The sequence below is a fragment of the Pantoea sp. At-9b genome (assembly GCF_000175935.2).
GTDB lineage: Bacteria > Pseudomonadota > Gammaproteobacteria > Enterobacterales > Enterobacteriaceae > Pantoea.
Map to the genome: position 1 here is coordinate 4,289,782 of NC_014837.1, position 21,553 is coordinate 4,311,334.

Sequence of the window (21,553 nt, forward strand, 5' to 3'; positions counted from 1 at the left end):
TTGCCGGAAAACGCCGCGCGATAAATCGCGCCGCTACGAATGGGTCAGGCCCCCGTGTTTTTACCACGATCCAGCGCGGTAAAATCCCCGACAAATTTTTGCAGTAACCGCGCCAGCTCAACACGCTCATTCTCCTGCCACGCCTGAAACACCTCTCCGTAAATCCTGCTCCGTGCAGCATCGATTTTGTCGGTCATCGCCTTGCCCGCTGCCGTAATGACCGCTTCATTGACACGCTTATCCTTCGCATTCTTCTGACGCTGCGCCAGGCCAATTTCCTCCAGCTTCGCCACCTGACGGCTGACGGTGGTGTAGTCACGGCCAACCCGATCCGCCAGTTCAACCACGCCAATCGGACCGAAACGGCTGACCTGCACCAACAGCGGAAACAACGCACGATCGAGCTGAATATTGGACTCTTTTATCAATAATTCATCACGTTGCGGACGGTTGAACGTCCCGACAATCGTCAGCAACGCATTATGCAGATCATCAAAGTCTGAATTATTATGTGTATTTTGCACGCTTTTCATTGACGGCATCCAGAAGCAAGAATAATGTGTGCATAATACACATATATTCCGATTAACTGAAGGTGAAAACATGAAAGCAGCAATAGTTTCCGCAGCAGGTGAGCAACCGGTATACGGCGATTTTCCCGAACCCCAGGCCGATGACGATCAGGTTGTGGTCACGGTCAAGGCCGCTGCCATTAGTCAGTTGGCTAAAGCGCGTGCCGCTGGCACCCATTACAGTTCCACCCTGCACTATCCGTTTATCACCGGGATCGACGGCACCGGTTATCTCAGCAATGGCGACCCGGTGTATTTCCTGGCTTTTAACGCCCCTTGGGGGAGCATGGCGGAAAAAACGCGCGTACCCGCCGCGGCCATCGTCCCACTACCGAAGACACTGGATCCGGTACTGGCGGCTGCGCTTGCCAATCCCGGTATGTCCTCCTGGGCGGCATTAACGCGCCGGGCATATTTGCTGCAAGGCGAAACCGTGTTGATCAACGGTGCAACCGGGACGTCAGGTGGGCTGGCAGTGCGTATCGCGCGCCATCTCGGGGCCGGAAAAATCATCGCCACCGGGCGTAACCAAAGTGTGCTGGAACAGTTACGTGCCCAGGGGGCGGATATCACGCTAACGCTCGATGCGTTACCGACCGCATTGCCCGCACTGATGGCCGAAGGGATTGATGTGGTGCTCGATTATCTGTGGGGTCAGAGCGCGCTCGATATTATGCAGGCGGCGGTAGCAGGTGGTGAGAAGGTGGTTCGGTTTGTGCAAATCGGCTCGCTCAGCGGCCAGGAGATCGCGTTACACAGCAAATTGCTGCGTTCCTCTGGCCTGACCCTGATGGGCAGCGGCCTTGGCAGTGTATCGAATGCCGAGCTGGTGGCCTGTATCGGCGAACTGTTGGCGGCGGCAGCGCACAGCGATTTTTCGATTCCCTTCCAGATGCGACCGTTGAGTGAAGTGCAGAGCGCCTGGAGCGAGGATGACAGCCGCTGCCGCACGGTATTTACCCTCTGAGGTGAAGGAAATGAAAAGGGGCATTGCAAACGTTTGCTTTCATTCGGCATCGGTTTAAAATCGCCCCCTTTGTTGTGATTGAGAACGTCCACCATGTCCGTCGATACCGCTGAAACCCGCCAACCCGCCAGTGCGGCAAAAAGTGAATTGATTTACCGTCTTGAAGACCGCCCACCGTTGCCGCAAACGCTGTTTGCTGCCTGCCAGCATCTACTGGCGATGTTTGTCGCGGTGATCACCCCCGCGCTGCTGATTTGCCAGGCGCTGGGCCTGCCCGCGCAGGATACCCAGCACATTATCAGCATGTCGCTGTTTGCTTCTGGCGTCGCATCGATTCTGCAAATCAAAACCTGGGGGCCGGTAGGGTCCGGACTACTGTCGATTCAGGGCACCAGCTTTAACTTTGTCAGCCCGTTGATTATGGGTGGTATGGCGCTGAAAAATGGCGGGGCCGATATTCCCACCATGATGGCTGCGCTGTTCGGCACTCTGATGGTGGCCTCCTGTACGGAGATGGTGTTGTCCCGCGTGCTGCACCTGGCACGCCGCATTATTACCCCGCTGGTTTCGGGCATTGTGGTGATGATCATCGGTCTGTCGCTGATTCAGGTTGGACTCACTTCTATCGGTGGTGGCTTTGCCGCCATGAATGATCACAGTTTTGGCGCACCGAAAAATCTGCTGCTGGCGGGTGCGGTGTTGTTGGTGATTATTCTGCTCAATCGTCAGCGTAATCCTTATTTGCGTGTCGCTTCGCTGGTGATCGCCATGGCCGTTGGCTATGTGCTGGCATGGGCGTTGGGCATGTTGCCGGAAAATACCACGCCGACCAACCAGGCGCTGGTCTCGGTGCCTTCACCGCTCTACTACGGCCTCGGTTTTGACTGGAATCTGCTGGTGCCACTGATGCTGGTGTTTATGGTGACCTCTCTGGAAACCATCGGGGACATTACCGCCACCTCTGACGTTTCTGAGCAGCCAGTGAGCGGCCCGCTGTATATGAAACGCCTGAAAGGCGGCGTGCTGGCCAACGGCCTCAACTCTTTTGTATCCGCATTGTTCAATACGTTTCCAAACTCCTGTTTCGGCCAGAATAATGGCGTGATCCAGCTGACTGGCGTTGCCAGCCGCTATGTGGGCTTTGTCGTGGCGCTGATGTTGATTGTGCTGGGCCTGTTTCCGGCGGTCAGCGGATTTGTGCAACACATTCCTGAACCCGTGCTGGGCGGTGCAACTATCGTTATGTTTGGTACTATCGCCGCATCGGGCGTGCGCATCGTTTCGCGTGAACCACTGAATCGTCGCGCCATTATGATTATTGCACTGTCGCTGGCGGTTGGCCTTGGCGTTTCACAGCAGCCACTGATTCTGCAATTCGCGCCAGACTGGCTGAAAACGCTGCTTTCCTCGGGTATTGCTGCGGGCGGTATCACCGCAATCGTGCTTAACCTCGTCTTCCCCCAGGAAAAGTAATACTCATGGCAGGCTGATGCCTGCCTGATATTTATCCGCTTTTACATCCAGGCTGTTGAGCTGTAACGGTAATTCAGGCATAACAACCTCTTACCGGATAAAAGATCGGGATGGATGCAATGAAATTTCTAGGCAAATTTTTCCTTACTTTACTGCTGCTAATTCTGCTGGCACTGGTCATCCTGTATGTGTTGCTGCAAACACAATGGGGCGCAGGCTGGTTTAGCCGTTGGGTAAGTGATAAAACCGACTGGCATCTTTCCCTCAGTAAAATCGAACACAACCTCTCTTCGCCTTCACACATCGTCCTCGATGACTTCAGCTTTGGTCACGATGGCCAACCGGCGGTGCTGGTCGCAAAACGCGTTGATCTCGGGCTGGCATTGGTCCAGTTCAGCGATCCGCTGCACTTTAGCAGCATTGAATTGCGTGATGGCGAAGTGGATCTGGCTAACCTGACAGCGAATAACGCATTACCCATTCAGGCCAACCGCCTGCAACTCAATAATATGCGTATCGACAGCCCCGGCAGCGCGCTGCCGATGTTTGCCCGTAAGGTGAACGGTGGCATTTTGCCGTGGAAGCCCACCGCCAACGATATGCTGGGCAGCGATGCGCAGTTCCAGATGAGTGCCGGTGAAATGACTCTGGATGGTGTGCAGGGCAATAACGTCTTACTGCAAGGTAATGTGGCGCAACGGCGCCTGGTATTGAGCAACATCGGGGCCGATCTGGCCCGCGGTTCGATGACCGGTGATGCCGAACGCGACGCGCAGGGTAACTGGAAGATCAACCAATTACGCCTCAATGATATTCGCCTGCAAACCCATAAAAGTCTGCTCGATTTCCTCACCCCAATCAGTGATGTGCCATCGGTAACAATTAACCGGCTGGATATGACCGACGCGCGTTTGCAAGGGCCGGATTGGGCCGTCACTGACCTCGATCTCACCCTGAAGGATTTAACCTGGCGCGGTAATGACTGGCAGAGTGAGGACGGTTCTCTGGCGATGAATGCCGGAAACTTTATTAACGGGGCCTTTGAACTGAATGACCCCATCGTGAATGCCGACTTCTCAACGCAGGGTATCGCGTTGACGCAGTTCAGTTCCCGCTGGGCCAGTGGTGTCATCCGTGCCAGTGGTAACTGGACGCGCAATGATAAGCGCCTGACGCTGGATGAACTGGCGGTAGCCGGACTGGAATATACCCTGCCGCAGAACTGGCGCGACCGTTGGCAGCAGAGCTTACCAACGTGGCTCGACAGCGTGCTGGTAAAACGTGTGACCGCCAACCGCAACCTGATCATTGATATCAATCCGGCGTTCCCGTTCCAGATGACAGCACTGGATGGCAGCGGTGAAAACCTGTTGCTGGCACGACAGAACCAATGGGGATTCTGGGCCGGTAAGGCCAGTTTTAACGCCGCTGAGGCGACCTTTAACCGTACCGATTTACGGCATCCGTCGATTAGCTTCAGCGCCGATGATCAAAAGATTCAGGTCAGTGAATTGAGCGCCTTTAATGGCAGCGGTTTACTGGAGGGGACTGCCACCGTCGACCAACAGCCACAGCGCGCATTGACGCTGCACCTGAAAGGCCAGTCGGTTCCGGCAAACATCCTGCAAAACTGGGGCTGGCCAGCGTTGCCGTTGACCGGAAATAGCAATTTATTGTTGCAGGTGAACGGTTCGCTGAACGCGACGGCACCGTTACGCCCGAGCGTGAATGGCAACCTGGCGGTGACCACCGATACGCAAGCCGTGCAACAGACCATGCGTGGTGGGCAGGTTCAACCGTAAATCTCGTGCCTTATTCCGTAGCGGCGCGATTTATCGCGCGGGTTTTGAAAACCGTGAAAACTGCGCGATAAATCGCGCCGCTACGGTGTATGCAAGATTTAATTAATCAATCCGCTCGCCGGAGCCACCCTCTTCCAGTGCTCCCTGCGAATCGGCGGGTAAGACGATATACACCCCTTCAAACACCGCCCCCAGCTCATCGTCGCCAAACAGCTCAACCTCCATCTGTACTCGCGCTTTACGCCCGCGCGCCAGACGATCGAGGTCACCACTCAACGAGCCGAGATCGGCAATCGCCCCCGGACGGCCACTGATCGGTTTGCTGTAACGAATGTGTGCATCGGCAAGAATAATGGTGCCGCCCAGATGACGCTCACGCAGCAACAGCCAGATCAATCCCCAGCCGGTCAGCGTAGCCAGTGAGAACAGGCTACCGGCAAACAGCGTATGGTGCGGGTTTTGATTGCCGGTTTCTGGCATGGTGGTGACAAACTTCTGCCCGGTATATTGCAGAATCCGCACGCCCATTTTTTCACTGAGCGGGATATGCTCATACCACGCCTGCTGTAGCTGCCCGCACCAGTCGGCGCGATGCAAAATGTCATCAAGCGTCACCACCGGTTTAATCATCAGGAAATGGCGGACCGGGGTGGTTTGTGGCGCGGTGATCTCTCCCTGGTTGACATAGCCCAGTTTGGCAAAGAATTCGACCGCATCTTCGCGCGCACTACAGGTCACGCGTTTTGCCCCTTCCTGCCGCGCGACCGATTCCAGCGTCATCGCCACCAGCGTACCCAGGCCTTTACCCTGGACCGACGGATGCACCGCGAGGAAGCGGATGGCCGCTTCATTTTCCGCATTGATGTATAACCGCCCGACAGCCACCGGCTTGCCCTGTTCATCCACCACCATTTGGTGATGAGCCAGCGCATCCCAGGCATCGCGCTCGGAGCCTTGTGGTTGGCGCAACGGTTTTCGTAACATTTCCCAGCGGAACTGGTAGTACATATCCAGTTCTTCCGCCGTTTGTGGCACGCGAAGATGATACATAAAGTGATTCTCTCGTTCGGAGCTTACCTGGCTGATCCCTTGCCGCTCGGCTGAAAATCTCACACCTGCAACCAAAAGGTCACCGGACCATCGTTAACCAGCTCAACCTGCATATTGGCGGCAAAGCGGCCATTGGCGGTAGACACGCCCTGCTCACGACAGCAGGCGCTAAAATAATCATAAAGACGCTCGGCTTCTGCCGGTTCGGCACCCCCCGAGAAGGACGGCCGCATGCCTTTTTGCGTATCAGCGGCCAGCGTAAACTGCGACACCACCAACACGCCGCCTCCTGCCTGCTGCACATTGAGGTTCATCTTGTCGTTCTCATCCGCAAAAATGCGATAGCCCAGCACGCGCTCGCATAACCGTTGCGCTTTTTTCTCATCGTCGCCCTTTTCAACACCCAGCAACACCAGCAAACCGGCACCAATCTCCCCTACCACCGCGTTGTCGACGCTGACACTGGCGCGACTGACGCGTTGAATCAAAGCAATCATGTTTCCTCTCGTTCTTTTTCTCGTTCACACTGTTTTAATTGACGATAGTCATCCAGCGTGACGGTAATTTCTGCCCCTAACAACACAATACACCAGGTCCAGTAAACCCACAGGAACAGAATCGGGATTACGGCCAGTACCCCGTAAATCAACTGATACGAGGGAAACATCGTAACATAGAGCGCAAAGCCTTTTTTGCCCAGCTCAAATAGCAGGCCCGCAACCACCGCGCCCACCAGCGCATCTCGTCCGGGGACACGACGCGTTGGTACGATGCTATACAGTAACCAGAAGGCGAGAATGGAGAGCAACAGAGGAAAGACGCGCAGCACCTGTTCGATCAGGCTGTTCACACCAGCGGCACTTACCCAGCGCAGCGACAGCAAATAGGAACTGATAGCCAAACTCGCGCCTGCCAGCAGTGGCCCGAGGGTAAGAATCATCCAGTAGACCGCGAACGAATAGACCATTGGCCGTTTTTTATCACTACGCCAGATAACGTTCAGTGCACTGTCTACCGAATGCATTAACAAGAGCGCAGTGACAATCAGGCTGACTGCGCCCACGGCGGTCATCTTATTCACATTGGCGACGAATTGTTCCAGATAGCGCTGGATGGTGTTGCCCGCCGCCGGTACAAAATTGGTGAAAATGAAGTTTTTGAGCTGCACGCTGATCTCGGAGAACACCGGGAAAGCAGCGAACAACGCGAAGACGACGGCAATCAAAGGCACCAACGCCAACAATGAGACATAGGCGAGATTACCCGCCTGCGTCGTCATATTGTCTTCATCAATGCGCCGCCACAGCAGTTTGACCCACAGGAAAAATGCATGCCCGGAGTGGCGCAAATGGCGCAGGAACATCACTCAGCGATGACTCGCAAACCAGGCTGGCACGGTTTTGCTGTCGGTGACCAACACGCTTTCTATGCCGAGCGCACGTGCTGCCTCGATATTGGCGTGGTTATCATCGAAAAATACCGTCTGGTCAGCCGTAAAACCTTCATTATCCAGCACATACTGATAAATGCGGGCTTCAGGTTTGCGCATACCGATGTCCTGCGACATATAGAGTTTATCGGCGGCCTGCTGCACCTCGGGAAATTGCGACGGCCAGAACTCATAATGCAGCTGATTGGTATTGGACAGGATCACCACGCGGTGACCCTCTGCTCGTAGCTGGTTCATCAGCTTCAGCGTGTCGGGGCGAGGATTGATAAACACGGCGTGCCAGCCCGCGGTGAATTGTTCATAGCTCAGCGCCACATCAAGCTGCTCACACATCCGGGCAGCGAACTCGGGATCGCTGATCTCACCACGTTCGTGTTGTTCGAAGGCTTCATCCATGCGAAAACGACTTTGTAGCGTTGCCAGCGGCACACGTCCCAGGTCACTCCAGACGCCGAGTACCCGATTAAAGTCGATATCAACAATCACATTGCCTAAATCAAAGATGTACAGCATGACGCCTCCTTTATATTCCCTGGATCATTCACTCTAGCGGCAAATACGAAGGCTGAACAGGCGGTCTGGCGGGGAAATCCCCGATCTGGAAGCGGGCGCACTCTTCTGTTTTTCAGCTCGCACGCGGGTTACATACAGAATTGGCCTTGCACATTTATCAGACAATTGCCCGACGTTCAGGCAAAAAAAAGCCCCGCATTGCGGGGCTTGCTATATGTGTTCGCTTACTCTTTGCTGCCGCGAGACGCACGCTTACGGTCGTTCTCGGTCAGGTGACGTTTACGAATACGGATTGACTGCGGAGTCACTTCTACCAGTTCGTCGTCATCGATAAACTCGATAGCCTGCTCCAGTGTCATTTTCACTGGCGGAACCAGGGTGGTGGCTTCATCCGTACCTGACGCACGCATGTTGGTCAGTTTTTTACCGGTCAGGCAGTTTACGGTCAGGTCGTTAGAACGGCTGTGGATACCGATGATCTGGCCTTCATACACTTCCGCACCATGGCCGAGGAACAGCTTACCGCGATCCTGCAAACCGAACAGGGCGAAGGCTACCGCTTTACCCTGACCGTTGGAGATCAGTACGCCGTTCTGACGCTGACCCACTTCGCCCGGACGCACGTCGTCGTAGTGGCTGAAGGTGGAGTACAGCAGACCGGTACCTGAAGTCATGGTCATGAATTCGTTACGGAAGCCGATCAGACCACGGCTTGGGATCACGTAGTCAAGACGCACACGGCCTTTACCATCCGGGTCCATGTTTTTCATGTCGCCTTTACGCTCACCCATCGCCATCATCACAGAACCCTGATGGGTTTCTTCGATGTCGAGGGTCACGTTTTCGAACGGCTCTTGCTTACGGCCTTCGAACTCACGGAAGATTACTTTCGGACGGGATACCGCCAGCTCGTAGCCTTCACGACGCATGTTTTCAATCAGCACGGACAGGTGCAGCTCACCACGACCTGAAACGCGGAAAGCGTCAGCATCAGCGGTCTCTTCCACACGCAGCGCAACGTTGTGCACCAGTTCTTTGTTCAGACGCTCCAGAATCTGGCGCGAAGTCACATACTTACCTTCTTTACCGCAGAACGGTGAGGTGTTGACGTTGAAGAACATGGTGACAGTCGGCTCGTCCACGCTCAGTGCTGGCAGCGCTTCAACATTCTGTGGATCACAGATGGTGTCAGAGATGTTCAGCTCACCCAGGCCAGTGATCGCGATGATGTCGCCCGCTTCTGCCAGGTCGCTTTCGATACGTTCCAGACCGAGGTGGCCCAGCACTTTACCGACTTTACCGTTACGGGTTTTGCCTTCGCTGTCGATAATGGTGACTTGCTGGTTCGGCTTCACTTTACCGCGTTTGATGCGGCCGATACCGATAACACCCAGGTAGTTGTTGTAGTCCAGCTGAGAGATCTGCATCTGCAGCGGTGCTTCGACTTCAACCTGCGGCGGAGAAACACGGTCAACAATCGCCTGATACAGCGGGGTCATGTCGTCTGCCATGTCGTTGTGATCCAGACCGGCGATACCATTCAGCGCGGAAGCGTAAATGATCGGGAAGTCCAGCTGTTCGTCAGTCGCATCGAGGTTAACGAACAGGTCAAATACCTGATCAACCACCCAATCCGGACGTGCGCCAGGACGGTCAACTTTGTTGATAACAACAATCGGCTTCAGGCCGTGAGCAAAGGCTTTTTTGGTTACGAAGCGGGTTTGCGGCATCGGGCCATCCATCGCATCGACAACCAGCAGCACCGAGTCCACCATGGACATTACGCGCTCAACTTCACCACCGAAGTCGGCGTGTCCCGGGGTATCAACGATGTTGATACGATAGTCATTCCATTTGATGGCGGTGTTTTTCGCGAGGATGGTAATTCCACGCTCTTTCTCCAAATCGTTGGAGTCCATTACGCGCTCAGTCGCTTCGGTACGGGCGTCAAAAGTACCGGACTGTTGCAGCAGTTTATCAACCAGGGTGGTCTTACCGTGGTCAACGTGCGCGATGATGGCGATGTTACGCAAATTTTCGGTCACAGCTTTGCCTCAGGCATTATAGAAATAGAAATAACGCGCTATTGTACACGGATTAAGCGGAAGACTGAACATGATCACAGATTTCGCCTAAAGTTTCTTACAGCGCTGGTTTTTAGCACCAATTGCGGTGCATTAATCTGCACTGCGATGGCATTTTGCACTGAAATGGTGCTTTTAATTGCCACAAAGGCACCATTTCGGTGCACTACATCCATCCTGGTGCAGTCATCGACTCACGACAGGGCGCATCACAGCACGATTTTATCCGCTGTAATAAAGTTGGCACAAAATTCGCTTTAGTATTTTCAAGCGAAAACGACAGTTGCACAACGGTTGAAGAGCTTGCCGAGATCTTTGGTTAGGAGATGTCAGAATCCATGGCACATTCCAGGCAACGAAGTTCTCTCACCACGACGACAATGACAATTTCCAGGAGAGTTGAGTATGTCCGCTGAACACGTTCTCTCGATGATGAACGAGCACGAAGTTAAGTTTGTTGACCTGCGTTTTACCGATACCAAAGGTAAAGAACAGCACGTTACTATCCCTGCTCACCAGGTTAACGCTGACTTCTTCGAAGAAGGCAAAATGTTCGATGGCTCCTCCATCGGTGGCTGGAAAGGCATTAACGAATCAGACATGGTGCTGATGCCGGACGCAACCACTGCCGTTCTGGACCCGTTCTTCGAAGATCCGACGCTGATCATCCGTTGTGACATCCTTGAGCCAGGCACCATGCAGGGCTACGATCGCGACCCGCGTTCAATCGCCAAGCGCGCAGAAGATTTCCTGCGTTCTTCTGGTATCGCGGATACCGTTCTGTTCGGACCTGAGCCGGAATTCTTCCTGTTCGATGACATCCGTTTCGGTTCTTCAACTTCTGGTTCACACGTTGCTATCGACGATATCGAAGCAGCCTGGAACACCGGTAAAGAATACGAAGGTGGCAACAAAGGTCACCGTCCGGCTATCAAAGGTGGTTACTTCCCGGTTCCGCCGGTTGACTCAGCTCAGGACATCCGTTCTGCCATGTGTCTGACCATGGAGCAGATGGGTCTGGTGGTTGAAGCGCATCACCACGAAGTAGCAACTGCTGGTCAGAACGAAGTGGCTACCCGCTTCAACACCATGACCAAAAAAGCTGACGAAATTCAGATCTACAAATACGTTGTTCACAACGTTGCTCACGCTTACGGCAAAACTGCAACCTTCATGCCGAAGCCAATGTTCGGTGACAACGGTTCAGGTATGCACTGCCACATGTCTCTGTCTAAAGGCGGCGTGAACCTGTTCTCTGGCGACAAATACGGCGGCCTGTCTGAAACTGCTCTGTTCTACATCGGCGGTATCATCAAGCACGCTAAAGCCATCAACGCCCTGGCTAACCCGACCACCAACTCTTATAAGCGTCTGGTCCCAGGCTACGAAGCACCGGTAATGCTGGCTTACTCTGCCCGTAACCGTTCTGCTTCAATCCGTATCCCGGTTGTTGCCAGCCCGAAAGCGCGTCGTATCGAAGCTCGCTTCCCGGACCCGGCTGCTAACCCGTACCTGGCATTCACCGCACTGCTGATGGCTGGCCTCGACGGCATCATCAACAAGATCCACCCTGGCGATGCGATGGACAAAAACCTGTACGACCTGCCGCCGGAAGAAGAAGCTGAGATTCCAAAAGTGGCGGGTTCACTGGAAGAAGCGCTGAACTGCCTGAACGAAGACCGCGAGTTCCTGACCCGTGGTGGCGTGTTCACCGACGACGCTATCGACGCGTACATCGAACTGCGTAAGTCTGAAAATGACCGCGTTCGCATGACTCCGCACCCGGTAGAGTTCGAGCTGTACTACAGCGTGTAATTAATTAAATATTCCGCGGATTTCGTGTTGCAGCCAGGCGGCAACCGAATGAATCCCGGGGAGCTGAGATCGCTCAGTGACCCGGGTGAGTGAGAGCAGCCAACACGGCTGCGGCACGAAAGACGCTGAAAATTTTTTGTTGCCGTGGAAACTTTCAGCCCATCTTCGGATGGGCTTTTTTCTCCACGAATTCATCGTTCAAATAACGGTTTTTACAACCAAAGGCTATAATGCACTAAATTAGTGCAGAGGAACGCTGTATGGCAACTGGCACGCTGCCCGATGCGGGGCAGATTCTCAACTCCCTGATAAACAGTATTTTGCTGGTGGACAATGAATTAGTTATTCATTACGCCAACCCGGCTGCACAGCAATTACTGGCGCAGAGTTCACGGAAATTATTTGGTACGCCGTTACCTGAATTAACCGGTTATTTTTCGCTGAATATCGAGGTGATGCGCGAGAGTCTTGAGGCTGGCCAGGGCTTTACGGACAGCGAAGTCACCTTAGTGGTCGATGGCCGCGCGCATATTATGTCGCTCACGGCGCAACGTCTGCCCGATGGTTTAATTTTGCTGGAAATGGCGCCGATGGATAATCAGCGTCGTCTTAGCCAGGAACAAATTCAGCATGCTCAGCAGGTCGCCGCCCGCGATTTGGTACGTGGTCTGGCGCATGAAATTAAAAACCCGCTGGGCGGTTTACGCGGTGCCGCGCAATTATTATCCCGCGCCCTACCGGACCCTTCGCTGAATGAATATACCAAGGTCATTATTGAGCAAGCCGATCGGCTGAGAAATTTGGTTGATCGTTTGCTTGGCCCGCAGCAGCCCGGTTTGCATGTGACCCAAAGCATTCATCAGGTGGCTGAACGCGTGGTCAATCTGGTGTCGATGGAGTTGCCGGATAACGTTTCGCTGGTGCGTGATTACGACCCCAGCTTGCCGGAGTTGCCGCACGATCCGGATCAAATTGAACAGGTTCTGCTGAATGTAGTACGCAACGCGCTTCAGGCGTTGGGTGAAGAAGGCGGCACAATAATTATCCGCACCCGCACCGCGTTTCAGTTAACGCTGCACGGTGTGCGATATCGCCTGGTGGCACGCATTGATATTGAAGATGACGGCCCAGGTATTCCGGCTCAACTGCAGGATACGCTGTTCTATCCGATGGTGAGTGGGCGCGAAGGCGGCACCGGTTTAGGTCTGTCGATTGCCCGCAGTCTGATCGATCAGCATTCAGGAAAAATAGAATTTAACAGTTGGCCTGGTCACACCGAATTCTCGGTTTACCTGCCTATTCGCCAGTGAGGTTTCTATGCAACGAGGGATAGTCTGGATCGTCGATGACGATAGCTCCATCCGCTGGGTGCTTGAACGTGCGCTCACTGGAGCCGGTTTGAGCTGTGCAACTTTTGACAGCGGCAACGAAGTGCTGGAAGCGCTCTCGACCAAAACCCCAGATGTTTTACTGTCAGATATTCGTATGCCAGGCATGGACGGGCTGGCACTGCTGAAACAGATTAAACAACGCCATCCGATGCTGCCGGTCATCATTATGACGGCGCATTCCGATCTGGATGCCGCCGTCAGTGCTTATCAGCAGGGTGCTTTTGATTACCTGCCGAAGCCGTTTGATATTGATGAAGCGGTGGCACTGGTCGAGCGCGCTATTAGTCACTATCAGGAACAGCAGCAGCCACGCAACCAGCCGGTCAGCGGCCCGACCACCGATATTATCGGTGAAGCGCCAGCAATGCAGGATGTGTTTCGCATTATTGGCCGTCTGTCGCGTTCCTCGATCAGCGTGCTGATTAACGGTGAATCCGGGACCGGTAAAGAGCTGGTGGCGCATGCCCTGCATCGCCACAGCCCGCGAGCCAAAGCGCCGTTTATCGCGCTGAACATGGCGGCGATTCCAAAAGATTTGATTGAGTCCGAGCTGTTTGGTCATGAGAAAGGCGCATTTACCGGTGCCAATCAGATTCGTCAGGGACGTTTCGAGCAAGCTGATGGCGGCACGTTGTTCCTCGACGAAATCGGTGATATGCCGCTCGACGTGCAAACCCGCCTGTTGCGCGTGCTGGCCGATGGTCAGTTCTACCGTGTTGGTGGTTATGCACCGGTGAAGGTGGATGTCCGTATCATCGCCGCAACTCACCAGAATCTGGAAATGCGCGTACAGGAAGGTAAATTCCGTGAAGACTTGTTCCATCGTCTGAACGTGATTCGCGTGCATCTGCCGCCGTTGCGTGAACGTCGTGAAGATATTCCGCGCTTGGCACGTTATTTCCTGCAAGTTGCCGCGCGTGAACTGGGCGTGGAAGCGAAGATTTTGCACCCGGAAACCGAAGCGGCGTTGACGCGCCTGCATTGGTCAGGCAACGTGCGCCAGCTCGAAAACACCTGTCGCTGGCTGACAGTGATGGCAGCGGGTCAGGAAGTGTTGATTCAGGATCTGCCCGCCGAGCTGTTTGAATCCAGCACGCCAGAAAGCCCGGTGCAATCGCTGCCGGATAGCTGGGCCACCTTGCTGGCGCAATGGGCAGATCGTGCACTGCGTTCCGGTCATCAAAACCTGTTATCTGAAGCGCAGCCAGAGATGGAACGCACCCTGCTCACCACCGCGTTACGTCATACGCAGGGGCACAAACAGGAAGCGGCACGTTTGCTCGGTTGGGGACGTAATACTCTGACGCGCAAACTGAAAGAGCTGGGCATGGAGTAAGTGTAAAAAGAGGGCTTATTGCACGATTTTTATGCTTACGCCATCTGTACAGACCGGTGCCGTTCAGTATCATACGGGCGGCAATCGGGAGAAGAGAACATGTTCCAGTCAGTCATCCAGATGATCACGCATAATATCGCGGCGATCGGCAATGCGGCCAGCCATTCACCGCAAACCGCCATTGCTGCCGTGATATGCGCCATCACCGTGAGTCTGTTCAGTTAACACAAAGGGAGCCTTAGCTCCCTTTGTCGTTTTAAATCACACGTGAGAACTGCTGCTGACGCGCCTTTTGCCGCAGATAGACGTCAAAGCACATGCAGATATTGCGAATCAGCAAGCGACCCACGCCGGTGACGCGTAACCCACCCTCATGCTGCTCGACCAGGCCATCTGCCACCAGCGGTGCCAGCAGTTGTAAATCCTCCGCAAAATAGCGCGTAAACACGATCGGCCACTGCGCCTCTATCGCCGCGTAATCGAGTGCGAAGTTACAAATCAGCGCCTTGATGACATCACGGCGCAGGCAATCATCGTCACTCAGGGTCAGACCGCGCCACAATGCGCTACCCTGCTGCTCCACGCTGGCGTACCAGGTTTTTAGCTCTTTGTGATTCTGCGCATAACTGTCGCCGATCATGCTAATCGCCGACACCCCCAGCCCCAGCAAGTCGGTTTCGCCCTGCGTGGTATAACCCTGGAAATTACGGTGCAGTTTGCCCGCGCGTTGGGCGACCGCCAGTTCATCATCAGGCCGGGCGAAATGGTCCATACCGATAAACTGATAGCCTTCACCGGTCAAGGTGGCAATGGTCTGCTGCAAAATCGCCAACTTTTGTGTCGCACCGGGCAGCTCAGCATCTTTGATTTTGCGCTGGGCGGCGAATAACGTCGGCAAATGGGCGTAATTAAACACGCTGAGACGGTCAGGGTTGAGGGCGATAACGCGTTGCAATGTGAACGCAAAGCTTTCTGGCGTTTGCAGCGGTAATCCGTAGATGAGATCGAGGCTGACGGAGCGGAAGCCCTGCTCGCGCGCACGTTGCACCAGCGCGAAAATCATGGCCTCATCCTGTACGCGATTGACCTTCTCCTGCACCGCTTTATTAAAATCCTGCACGCCCATGCTAAGACGATTGAAGCCCTGCGAACGCAGATGATCGATCATCTCCAGCTCAATTTCGCGCGGATCGACTTCGATCGACATCTCAACGTCTTCGGCAAAGGTGAAATGGCTGCGCAGCAGACCCACCAGCCGACTCACCTGCTGCTGGTTCAGGAATGTCGGCGTACCGCCGCCCCAGTGCAACTGGGTGACGCTACGCCCGGCAAACAGCGGCGCACGCTGACGAATTTCCTGTTCCAGCACATCAAGGTAACGATCCGCTTTGTGTAACTGACGCGTGACAATCTTATTGCAGCCACAGAAGTAGCACAGACGATGACAAAACGGGATATGTACATAGAGTGAGAGCGGACGCTCAGGATAGCGGGCCACCGCGTGTTGAAAATCGGCTTCGCCAAAATTCTCACTGAATTCCAGTGCAGTGGGATAGGAGGTGTAGCGCGGGCCAGCGTAATTGTATTTTTCGATCAGCCGCTGATCCCATTCAATCTGCTGTGATGACATGCTCACTCCTTACGGTGACGTCGTCTGAAGGCAGGTCGCGAAGCAGAAGGGTGAACAGGACGACGAGCAGCAACCCGGCGTAAACGCGACTTCAGGCGCGACAGACGGCGTAGTTTAAACAATAAGCTAATGAGATAACATGCCAGCAGCAGCGCTAAAATTGATCCAGGCCAAAACATCGGTCAATACCTGTTTAGCGTGGCATGCGCGAATGCGCATGCCGATCAAAAACGCCCTTATTTGCCCTTCAGCAGGCGCATCATGTCTTCTTCCGCCTGCTCATCATCGTCAGCGTCATCATCTAACGCGATGCCAAGGGTTTCCATCAGTTCGTCGATGCGATCCAGGGTTTCATCCAACCAGGCCTGCTCTTCGCCGCTCAGGGTCTCGCCGTTTTCCAGACGATCCAGCAACGTATCCAGACGCTCATCATTTTCCAGTTTGGCCAGCTCTTCCTGCGGAGTCAGACGAACTTTTTCCGCTTTCGGTTTCGGAGCCGCTTTTTTCACGACGGATGTCTGTCCTTCAGCCACCAGGGCAATCGGTTTTTTGCTACCAAGACGGGGATCCTGGGCATTTCTGGCCTGACCTTTCCCGGTGGCTTGTTTTTCTGGATTCGCACGGCTGCCCGCGGCATGGCCACGGTGCTTTTTATCACGTTTACGATCGCGCGCTTCCAGATTCAAATCTTCACGCGATTTACGTTTCGCTTTGGCGGCGGGTTTGCCGCGTGGGGATTGTGCAGGTTGCTTCATGGTGTTGGGTCTCGGCAATTTTTAATCAGTATATACCGGTCATATTACGGACTGGTGTGGTGAGTGCGCTTTTCGCCTTCCCACCGCCCGAATGATTTAAGGTATCGAATTGCGGCGAAATCTAGCAGAAAGCAGACAAAGAAAAAAGGCGACAGCTTATGCTGTCGCCTTATTTCGCACCTTCATACGAAGGAAACACGAGATAAATCCATTAATGGCTCACAACGTCCCGGTTTTTCCCTCGCCAAATCGCTCCTGCGAATTTCCCTGTCCCTGTCCGATTCGTTCCTGAATCGTATTCCTGCCTGCTCTTCGTCCCCCTTGACGCTCCTGAGCTCATCATTCGATGCGTGCAGCCTTGCACAGACACCAAATGTAGACCAATAGGTAAAATGAACAAGTAAGACGCTTCTCTTATTTATAATGAAAATGCCATGTTTTTTATTAACCAATTGAATTTAATTGATAAATAATCATGCCTTAGTTACAGGAAACGTTAATGACTGGCAGCACTTATCGCATATCTCTTACAAAGTCGCGCGCAAAGACGCCATCGGGCACTTTTGCGCCATAACAGGTATACTCTGCGCAATTGCATGAATCACTTTGCCGGAGTTTTACTTTGTCTGCGTTGAACTATCACATTACCCATTTCGTTCTCAGTGCCCCGGATATTCGCCACTTGCCTTCTGACACGGGCATTGAAGTTGCCTTTGCCGGTCGCTCAAATGCAGGCAAATCCAGTGCGCTGAATACCCTGACTAACCAGAAAAGCCTGGCGCGTACCAGTAAAACGCCGGGTCGCACCCAGCTGATCAACCTTTTTGAGGTCGTGGAAGGCAAACGTCTGGTGGATTTACCCGGCTATGGGTACGCCGAAGTGCCTGAAGAGATGAAGCGCAAATGGCAACGAGCGCTGGGTGAATATCTGCAAAAACGCCAGGCACTGAAGGGGCTGGTGGTGCTGATGGATATTCGTCACCCGCTGAAAGACCTCGACCAGCAGATGATCGAATGGGCGGTTCAGAGTGAGATCCCGGTTTTGGTGCTATTGACCAAAGCTGACAAGTTGGCTTCCGGTGCACGTAAAGCCCAGCTAAATATGGTACGCGAAGCGTCGCTGGCTTTTCAGGGGGACGTACAGGTTGAAATGTTCTCTTCACTGAAGAAGCTGGGTGTCGACAAACTGCGGCAAAAACTGGATAGCTGGTTCAGTGAGCTGGAACCGGCTCAGGAAGATGACAACAACGATACCCCTGCATAACGGGTATCGGCAGCGGGTGTCACCCACCCGCATTTTCAGAAAAAGCCCAATAAAAAACGCCCCAGTCATAAATGACTGGGGCGGCTAATATTCAGCCAAATCCGATTACGTGAAGTAAAAGGTCTGAAAGATAGAACATCTTACCTCTGTACCCTACGCGAGAAACTTTACCTGATTTTTCCTGACCCACAAAGGGTTTTTTGTTGTTTAGTTTCAGGAATCGACATCTTTTTTACCAGGTTCGTCACAAAACCGCGCATCCAATGTAGTTTAATTACTAAAAAAATGCTTAGACGTTAGGCAGTTACAAAACGCGCATTTTACAGACGGCTTTTGCGCGTTGCTGAACCGATTAAGTAAACTTTTTTCTTATGACATTGTCATAAGCGGCTTTTCGCCGCTTAGGGTATGTGGCTTAGTGCGCCTGGTCCCAGTTTTCACCCGTTCCGACCTCAACCAGCAATGGAACATCCAGTTTCATGCTGCCCTCCATCAACTGGCGGATTTTGTCACTGGCGCTGGCCACTGCGTCCTGATGGATCTCAAACACCAGTTCATCGTGTACCTGCATAATCATTTTAACCTTGTCGTCCTTTTGCTCCAGCAGCCACCCATCAACCGCAATCATCGCGCGCTTGATGATATCCGCTGCGGTTCCCTGCATCGGGGCGTTAATTGCCGCGCGTTCTGCTGCCTTGCGGCGAATGGCGTTGCTGGATGTGATATCCGGCAGCCATAAACGGCGACCATCTAGCGTCTCAACGTAGCCCTTCGCTGCCGCCTGCTCACGCGTCTCTTCCATATAACGCAATACGCCCGGATAGCGTTCAAAGTAGAGATCCATGTACTTTTTGGCTTCACCGGCACCGATATTCAGCTGACGCGACAGACCAAACGCACTCATGCCGTAGATCAGACCAAAGTTGATAGCTTTCGCGCTACGGCGCTGTTCACCGGAAACCTTGCTCAGTGCCACACCAAACACTTCTGATGCGGTTGCGCGGTGAATGTCTTCCCCCTGAGCAAAAGCAGCCAGCAGCCCTTTATCCTGCGACAGATGCGCCATAATACGCAGCTCAATCTGCGAATAGTCAGCCGCGACAATCCGCTTGTCAGGCCCGGCAATGAACGCCTGGCGAATGCGGCGGCCCTCATCGTTGCGCACCGGGATATTTTGTAAGTTGGGATCGGTGGATGACAGACGACCGGTTGCCGTCACCGCCTGATGGTAGGAGGTATGCACGCGACCAGTAACCGGATTGATCATCAGCGGCAGTTTATCGGTGTAAGTCGATTTCAGCTTCGACAAACCACGATGCTCCAGAATCACCTTCGGTAAGGGATAATCCAGTGCCAGTTCAGCCAACACCTCTTCGCTGGTCGATGGTGCGCCACCCGGAGTCTTCTTGGTTGGCTTGATACCCTGTTTTTCAAACAGAATCGTTTGCAGTTGCTTGGTTGAGGACAGGTTGAACGGTTCTCCCGCCAGATCATGCGCTTGCTGCTCCAGCTCAGCCAGCCGCGTCGTCAGCTCCTGCGAATGTTTCGCCAGGATGTTTTGATCGATCAGCACACCGTTACGCTCAACACGGGAGATCACCTTCAGCAATGGCATCTCGATCTCAGTGAAGACTTTTTTCGGGCCTGCTTCTTTCTCCAGCTCCGGCCACATTTTCAGGTGCAACTGCAAAGTGACATCTGCATCTTCCGCGGCGTAATGCCCGGCCTGCTCAATGGCAATCTGGTTAAAGGTCAGCTGATTTTTGCCTTTCCCGGCGATCTCTTCAAAGGTGACCGTTTTGTGGTTCAGCCAGCGCGCTGCGAGGCTGTCCATATCGTGCTTACCACCCACACTGTTCAGGCAATATGACTCCAGCATGGTGTCGTATTTGATACCGTTCAGCTCAATGTCGTAGTTCTTCAGAACGCCGCGATCGTATTTGAGATTTTGCCCGACTTTTGCCGCCTTGCTGTCTTCCAGCAAAGGTTTCAACTGCGCCAACACCGCCGCGCGATCCAATTGATCGGGGGCATCGAGATAATCATGTGCTACCGGCAAATAAGCCGCTTCTCCGGGGGCGACGGCGAAAGCAAGGCCGACAATATTGGCACTCAGCGTATCCAGTGAATCGGTTTCCAGATCGAATGCAAACACATCGCTTTTCTTCAGCTTTTCCAGCCAGCGGCTAAAAGTGTCTTGATCAAGAATGGTGACGTAACCGTCGGAAGACAACACACTCGCTGTTTCGGCTTTTGCCGCAGGCTGATCCGCCAATGCTTGCTGGGCCGGGGCGCTGCCTTTCGTACCCTGCAACCATTTGCCTTCTTGCAGATCGACCAACCAGCGCTTGAATTCATAGCGACTGAAGAGTGTTTGCAGGACAGCAACATCCGGCTCATTGACCGTCAATTGCTCACAGCCGAGCTCCAGTTCTACGTCAGTTTTGATGGTCGCCAGTTGATAAGACAGGAAGGCCACGTCGCGGTTTTGTTCCAGCTTCGCCGCCATCGTTTTGGCACCACGGAATGACAGATCAGCCACTTTTTCCAGATTGTCATAAATGGACTGCATGCCACCCAGGCCTTGCAACAATGCCTGCGCGGTCTTTTCGCCCACCCCCGGCACGCCGGGAATGTTGTCCGAGCTGTCGCCCATCATGGCGAGAAAATCGATAATCAGTGAAGGCGGTACACCGTATTTCTGTTCAACTTCTTCCGGTCCGAGCACCGTATTCGTCATGGTGTTAATCAGCGTGATACCCGGTGTCACCAATTGGGCCATATCTTTATCGCCGGTGCTGATCAGAACCGGACGCCCTTGTTTTTCTGCTTCCTGCGCCAGCGTACCGATGACGTCATCCGCCTCAACACCCGTTACTGCCAGCAGCGGCAAGCCCATCGCTTTAACCATTTCATGAAGCGGCTCGATCTGCGCACGCAGATCATCAGGCATCGGTGGGCGGTGTGATTTGTAGTGTTCGAATAACTCATCACGGAATGTTTTTCCTTTCGCATCGAAGACCACAGCGACATGGCTGGGTTGATACTGCATCAACAAGCTTTTCAACATGTTGAGAACACCATACATGGCGCCAGTTGGCTCGCCTGCGCTATTGGTCAGGGGCGGAAAGGCATGATATGCACGGTAGAGATAGGAGGAACCGTCTACCAGAATCAGGGGATTTTCTGCAATGTGCGCCATAAGTTTGATTTTTCTTCGTTGCGATTAAGAGAGGTATAAGGATGCCATAACCAGAGACGAATGTTGAATTCGCGGCAGGTGATGTGATGTTTTTTCCTCATTACGCGGGATGGATCGCAGGGATCTTATTGTGGATAACTTTGTGCGTAAATTTCATAACGTATTGTTATTTCCTTTGAACATCAATCTCACACCGATAAAACACGATATTTTTCATGCAGTTGGTAAGTTTCTGTGATGCCGGGCATC

General features: G+C 53.6%; 17 protein-coding genes. 8 read left to right on the forward strand and 9 right to left on the reverse strand.

The window, feature by feature from the left end; translation table 11 throughout:
• Nucleotides 1-44: 44 nt before the first annotated feature.
• Complete coding sequence (locus PAT9B_RS19850; protein ID WP_013511055.1) at nucleotides 45-533, reverse strand: MarR family winged helix-turn-helix transcriptional regulator; 489 nt, start codon at nucleotides 531-533, stop codon at nucleotides 45-47.
• A 70-nt stretch (nucleotides 534-603) separates the two neighbouring features.
• On the opposite strand from PAT9B_RS19850, the gene PAT9B_RS19855 reads away from it, so the two are divergent.
• From PAT9B_RS19855 to PAT9B_RS19865, 3 genes are all read left to right on the forward strand, one after another.
• On the forward strand, nucleotides 604-1,539 hold the full coding sequence (locus PAT9B_RS19855; protein WP_013511056.1) for a zinc-binding alcohol dehydrogenase family protein: 936 nt from the start codon (nucleotides 604-606) through the stop codon (nucleotides 1,537-1,539).
• Between the two features lie 93 nt (nucleotides 1,540-1,632).
• Nucleotides 1,633-3,012, forward strand: coding sequence for an NCS2 family protein (locus tag PAT9B_RS19860; protein WP_013511057.1), 1,380 nt, complete (start codon nucleotides 1,633-1,635; stop codon nucleotides 3,010-3,012).
• A gap of 119 nt (nucleotides 3,013-3,131) precedes the next feature.
• On the forward strand, nucleotides 3,132-4,814 hold the full coding sequence (locus PAT9B_RS19865; protein ID WP_013511058.1) for an AsmA family protein: 1,683 nt from the start codon (nucleotides 3,132-3,134) through the stop codon (nucleotides 4,812-4,814).
• Between the two features lie 102 nt (nucleotides 4,815-4,916).
• Here the strand turns inward: PAT9B_RS19865 and fabY are convergent, their stop codons facing one another.
• The 5 genes from fabY to typA form a co-directional block, all read right to left on the reverse strand.
• Entirely contained in the window at nucleotides 4,917-5,864 is a 948-nt protein-coding gene (fabY, locus tag PAT9B_RS19870) for a fatty acid biosynthesis protein FabY (RefSeq protein WP_013511059.1), read from the reverse strand.
• A 59-nt stretch (nucleotides 5,865-5,923) separates the two neighbouring features.
• Nucleotides 5,924-6,361, reverse strand: a complete 438-nt coding sequence (gene dtd / locus PAT9B_RS19875) for a D-aminoacyl-tRNA deacylase (RefSeq protein ID WP_013511060.1) — start codon at nucleotides 6,359-6,361, stop codon at nucleotides 5,924-5,926.
• Nucleotides 6,358-7,227 (reverse strand): virulence factor BrkB family protein, encoded by an 870-nt coding sequence (locus PAT9B_RS19880; RefSeq protein ID WP_013511061.1) that lies wholly within the window; start codon nucleotides 7,225-7,227, stop codon nucleotides 6,358-6,360. Before PAT9B_RS19880 ends, dtd begins: the two co-directional genes overlap by 4 nt.
• A gap of 3 nt (nucleotides 7,228-7,230) precedes the next feature.
• Complete coding sequence (yihX, locus tag PAT9B_RS19885; protein ID WP_013511062.1) at nucleotides 7,231-7,827, reverse strand: glucose-1-phosphatase; 597 nt, start codon at nucleotides 7,825-7,827, stop codon at nucleotides 7,231-7,233.
• A gap of 224 nt (nucleotides 7,828-8,051) precedes the next feature.
• The gene (typA, locus tag PAT9B_RS19890) at nucleotides 8,052-9,872 is read right to left on the reverse strand and encodes a ribosome-dependent GTPase TypA (RefSeq protein ID WP_013511063.1); all 1,821 of its coding nucleotides are present in this window, start codon (nucleotides 9,870-9,872) and stop codon (nucleotides 8,052-8,054) included.
• Between the two features lie 444 nt (nucleotides 9,873-10,316).
• Here typA and glnA point away from each other — a divergent pair, with 444 nt between their 5' ends.
• The 4 genes from glnA (at nucleotide 10,317) to PAT9B_RS30665 (ending at nucleotide 14,678) form a co-directional block, all read left to right on the forward strand.
• The gene (gene glnA, locus PAT9B_RS19895; protein ID WP_013511064.1) at nucleotides 10,317-11,726 is read left to right on the forward strand and encodes a glutamate--ammonia ligase; all 1,410 of its coding nucleotides are present in this window, start codon (nucleotides 10,317-10,319) and stop codon (nucleotides 11,724-11,726) included.
• Between the two features lie 260 nt (nucleotides 11,727-11,986).
• Complete coding sequence (glnL, locus tag PAT9B_RS19900; RefSeq protein WP_013511065.1) at nucleotides 11,987-13,036, forward strand: nitrogen regulation protein NR(II); 1,050 nt, start codon at nucleotides 11,987-11,989, stop codon at nucleotides 13,034-13,036.
• Nucleotides 13,037-13,043: 7 nt separating this feature from the next.
• Nucleotides 13,044-14,453: a nitrogen regulation protein NR(I) gene (gene glnG, locus PAT9B_RS19905; RefSeq protein WP_013511066.1), complete on the forward strand. Its 1,410-nt coding sequence runs from the start codon at nucleotides 13,044-13,046 to the stop codon at nucleotides 14,451-14,453.
• Between the two features lie 99 nt (nucleotides 14,454-14,552).
• Nucleotides 14,553-14,678 (forward strand): YshB family small membrane protein, encoded by a 126-nt coding sequence (locus tag PAT9B_RS30665; RefSeq protein WP_013511067.1) that lies wholly within the window; start codon nucleotides 14,553-14,555, stop codon nucleotides 14,676-14,678.
• A gap of 31 nt (nucleotides 14,679-14,709) precedes the next feature.
• Here the strand turns inward: PAT9B_RS30665 and hemN are convergent, their stop codons facing one another.
• The gene (hemN, locus tag PAT9B_RS19910; RefSeq protein WP_013511068.1) at nucleotides 14,710-16,083 is read right to left on the reverse strand and encodes an oxygen-independent coproporphyrinogen III oxidase; all 1,374 of its coding nucleotides are present in this window, start codon (nucleotides 16,081-16,083) and stop codon (nucleotides 14,710-14,712) included.
• Nucleotides 16,084-16,319: 236 nt separating this feature from the next.
• Nucleotides 16,320-16,838: a Der GTPase-activating protein YihI gene (gene yihI, locus PAT9B_RS19915; RefSeq protein ID WP_013511069.1), complete on the reverse strand. Its 519-nt coding sequence runs from the start codon at nucleotides 16,836-16,838 to the stop codon at nucleotides 16,320-16,322.
• Between the two features lie 622 nt (nucleotides 16,839-17,460).
• Between yihI and yihA the strand changes: the two genes are divergently transcribed.
• The gene (yihA, locus tag PAT9B_RS19920; protein WP_013511070.1) at nucleotides 17,461-18,102 is read left to right on the forward strand and encodes a ribosome biogenesis GTP-binding protein YihA/YsxC; all 642 of its coding nucleotides are present in this window, start codon (nucleotides 17,461-17,463) and stop codon (nucleotides 18,100-18,102) included.
• A 415-nt stretch (nucleotides 18,103-18,517) separates the two neighbouring features.
• Here the strand turns inward: yihA and polA are convergent, their stop codons facing one another.
• Nucleotides 18,518-21,304, reverse strand: coding sequence for a DNA polymerase I (gene polA, locus PAT9B_RS19925; protein ID WP_013511071.1), 2,787 nt, complete (start codon nucleotides 21,302-21,304; stop codon nucleotides 18,518-18,520).
• Between the last annotated feature and the right edge of the window lie 249 nt (nucleotides 21,305-21,553).

Excerpts from the sequence above, each read along its gene's own strand:
- yihI (WP_013511069.1), bottom strand. The coding sequence starts at position 16,838 with ATGAAGCAACCTGCACAATCCCCACGCGGCAAACCCGCCGCCAAAGCG.
- yihX (WP_013511062.1), bottom strand. The coding sequence starts at position 7,827 with ATGCTGTACATCTTTGATTTAGGCAATGTGATTGTTGATATCGACTTT.
- PAT9B_RS19865 (WP_013511058.1), top strand. The coding sequence starts at position 3,132 with ATGAAATTTCTAGGCAAATTTTTCCTTACTTTACTGCTGCTAATTCTG.
- PAT9B_RS19880 (WP_013511061.1), bottom strand. The coding sequence starts at position 7,227 with ATGTTCCTGCGCCATTTGCGCCACTCCGGGCATGCATTTTTCCTGTGG.
- dtd (WP_013511060.1), bottom strand. The coding sequence starts at position 6,361 with ATGATTGCTTTGATTCAACGCGTCAGTCGCGCCAGTGTCAGCGTCGAC.
- glnG (WP_013511066.1), top strand. The coding sequence starts at position 13,044 with ATGCAACGAGGGATAGTCTGGATCGTCGATGACGATAGCTCCATCCGC.
- glnA (WP_013511064.1), top strand. The coding sequence starts at position 10,317 with ATGTCCGCTGAACACGTTCTCTCGATGATGAACGAGCACGAAGTTAAG.
- PAT9B_RS30665 (WP_013511067.1), top strand. The coding sequence starts at position 14,553 with ATGTTCCAGTCAGTCATCCAGATGATCACGCATAATATCGCGGCGATC.
- polA (WP_013511071.1), bottom strand. The coding sequence starts at position 21,304 with ATGGCGCACATTGCAGAAAATCCCCTGATTCTGGTAGACGGTTCCTCC.
- fabY (WP_013511059.1), bottom strand. The coding sequence starts at position 5,864 with ATGTATCATCTTCGCGTGCCACAAACGGCGGAAGAACTGGATATGTAC.
- hemN (WP_013511068.1), bottom strand. The coding sequence starts at position 16,083 with ATGTCATCACAGCAGATTGAATGGGATCAGCGGCTGATCGAAAAATAC.
- PAT9B_RS19855 (WP_013511056.1), top strand. The coding sequence starts at position 604 with ATGAAAGCAGCAATAGTTTCCGCAGCAGGTGAGCAACCGGTATACGGC.
- glnL (WP_013511065.1), top strand. The coding sequence starts at position 11,987 with ATGGCAACTGGCACGCTGCCCGATGCGGGGCAGATTCTCAACTCCCTG.
- PAT9B_RS19860 (WP_013511057.1), top strand. The coding sequence starts at position 1,633 with ATGTCCGTCGATACCGCTGAAACCCGCCAACCCGCCAGTGCGGCAAAA.
- PAT9B_RS19850 (WP_013511055.1), bottom strand. The coding sequence starts at position 533 with ATGAAAAGCGTGCAAAATACACATAATAATTCAGACTTTGATGATCTG.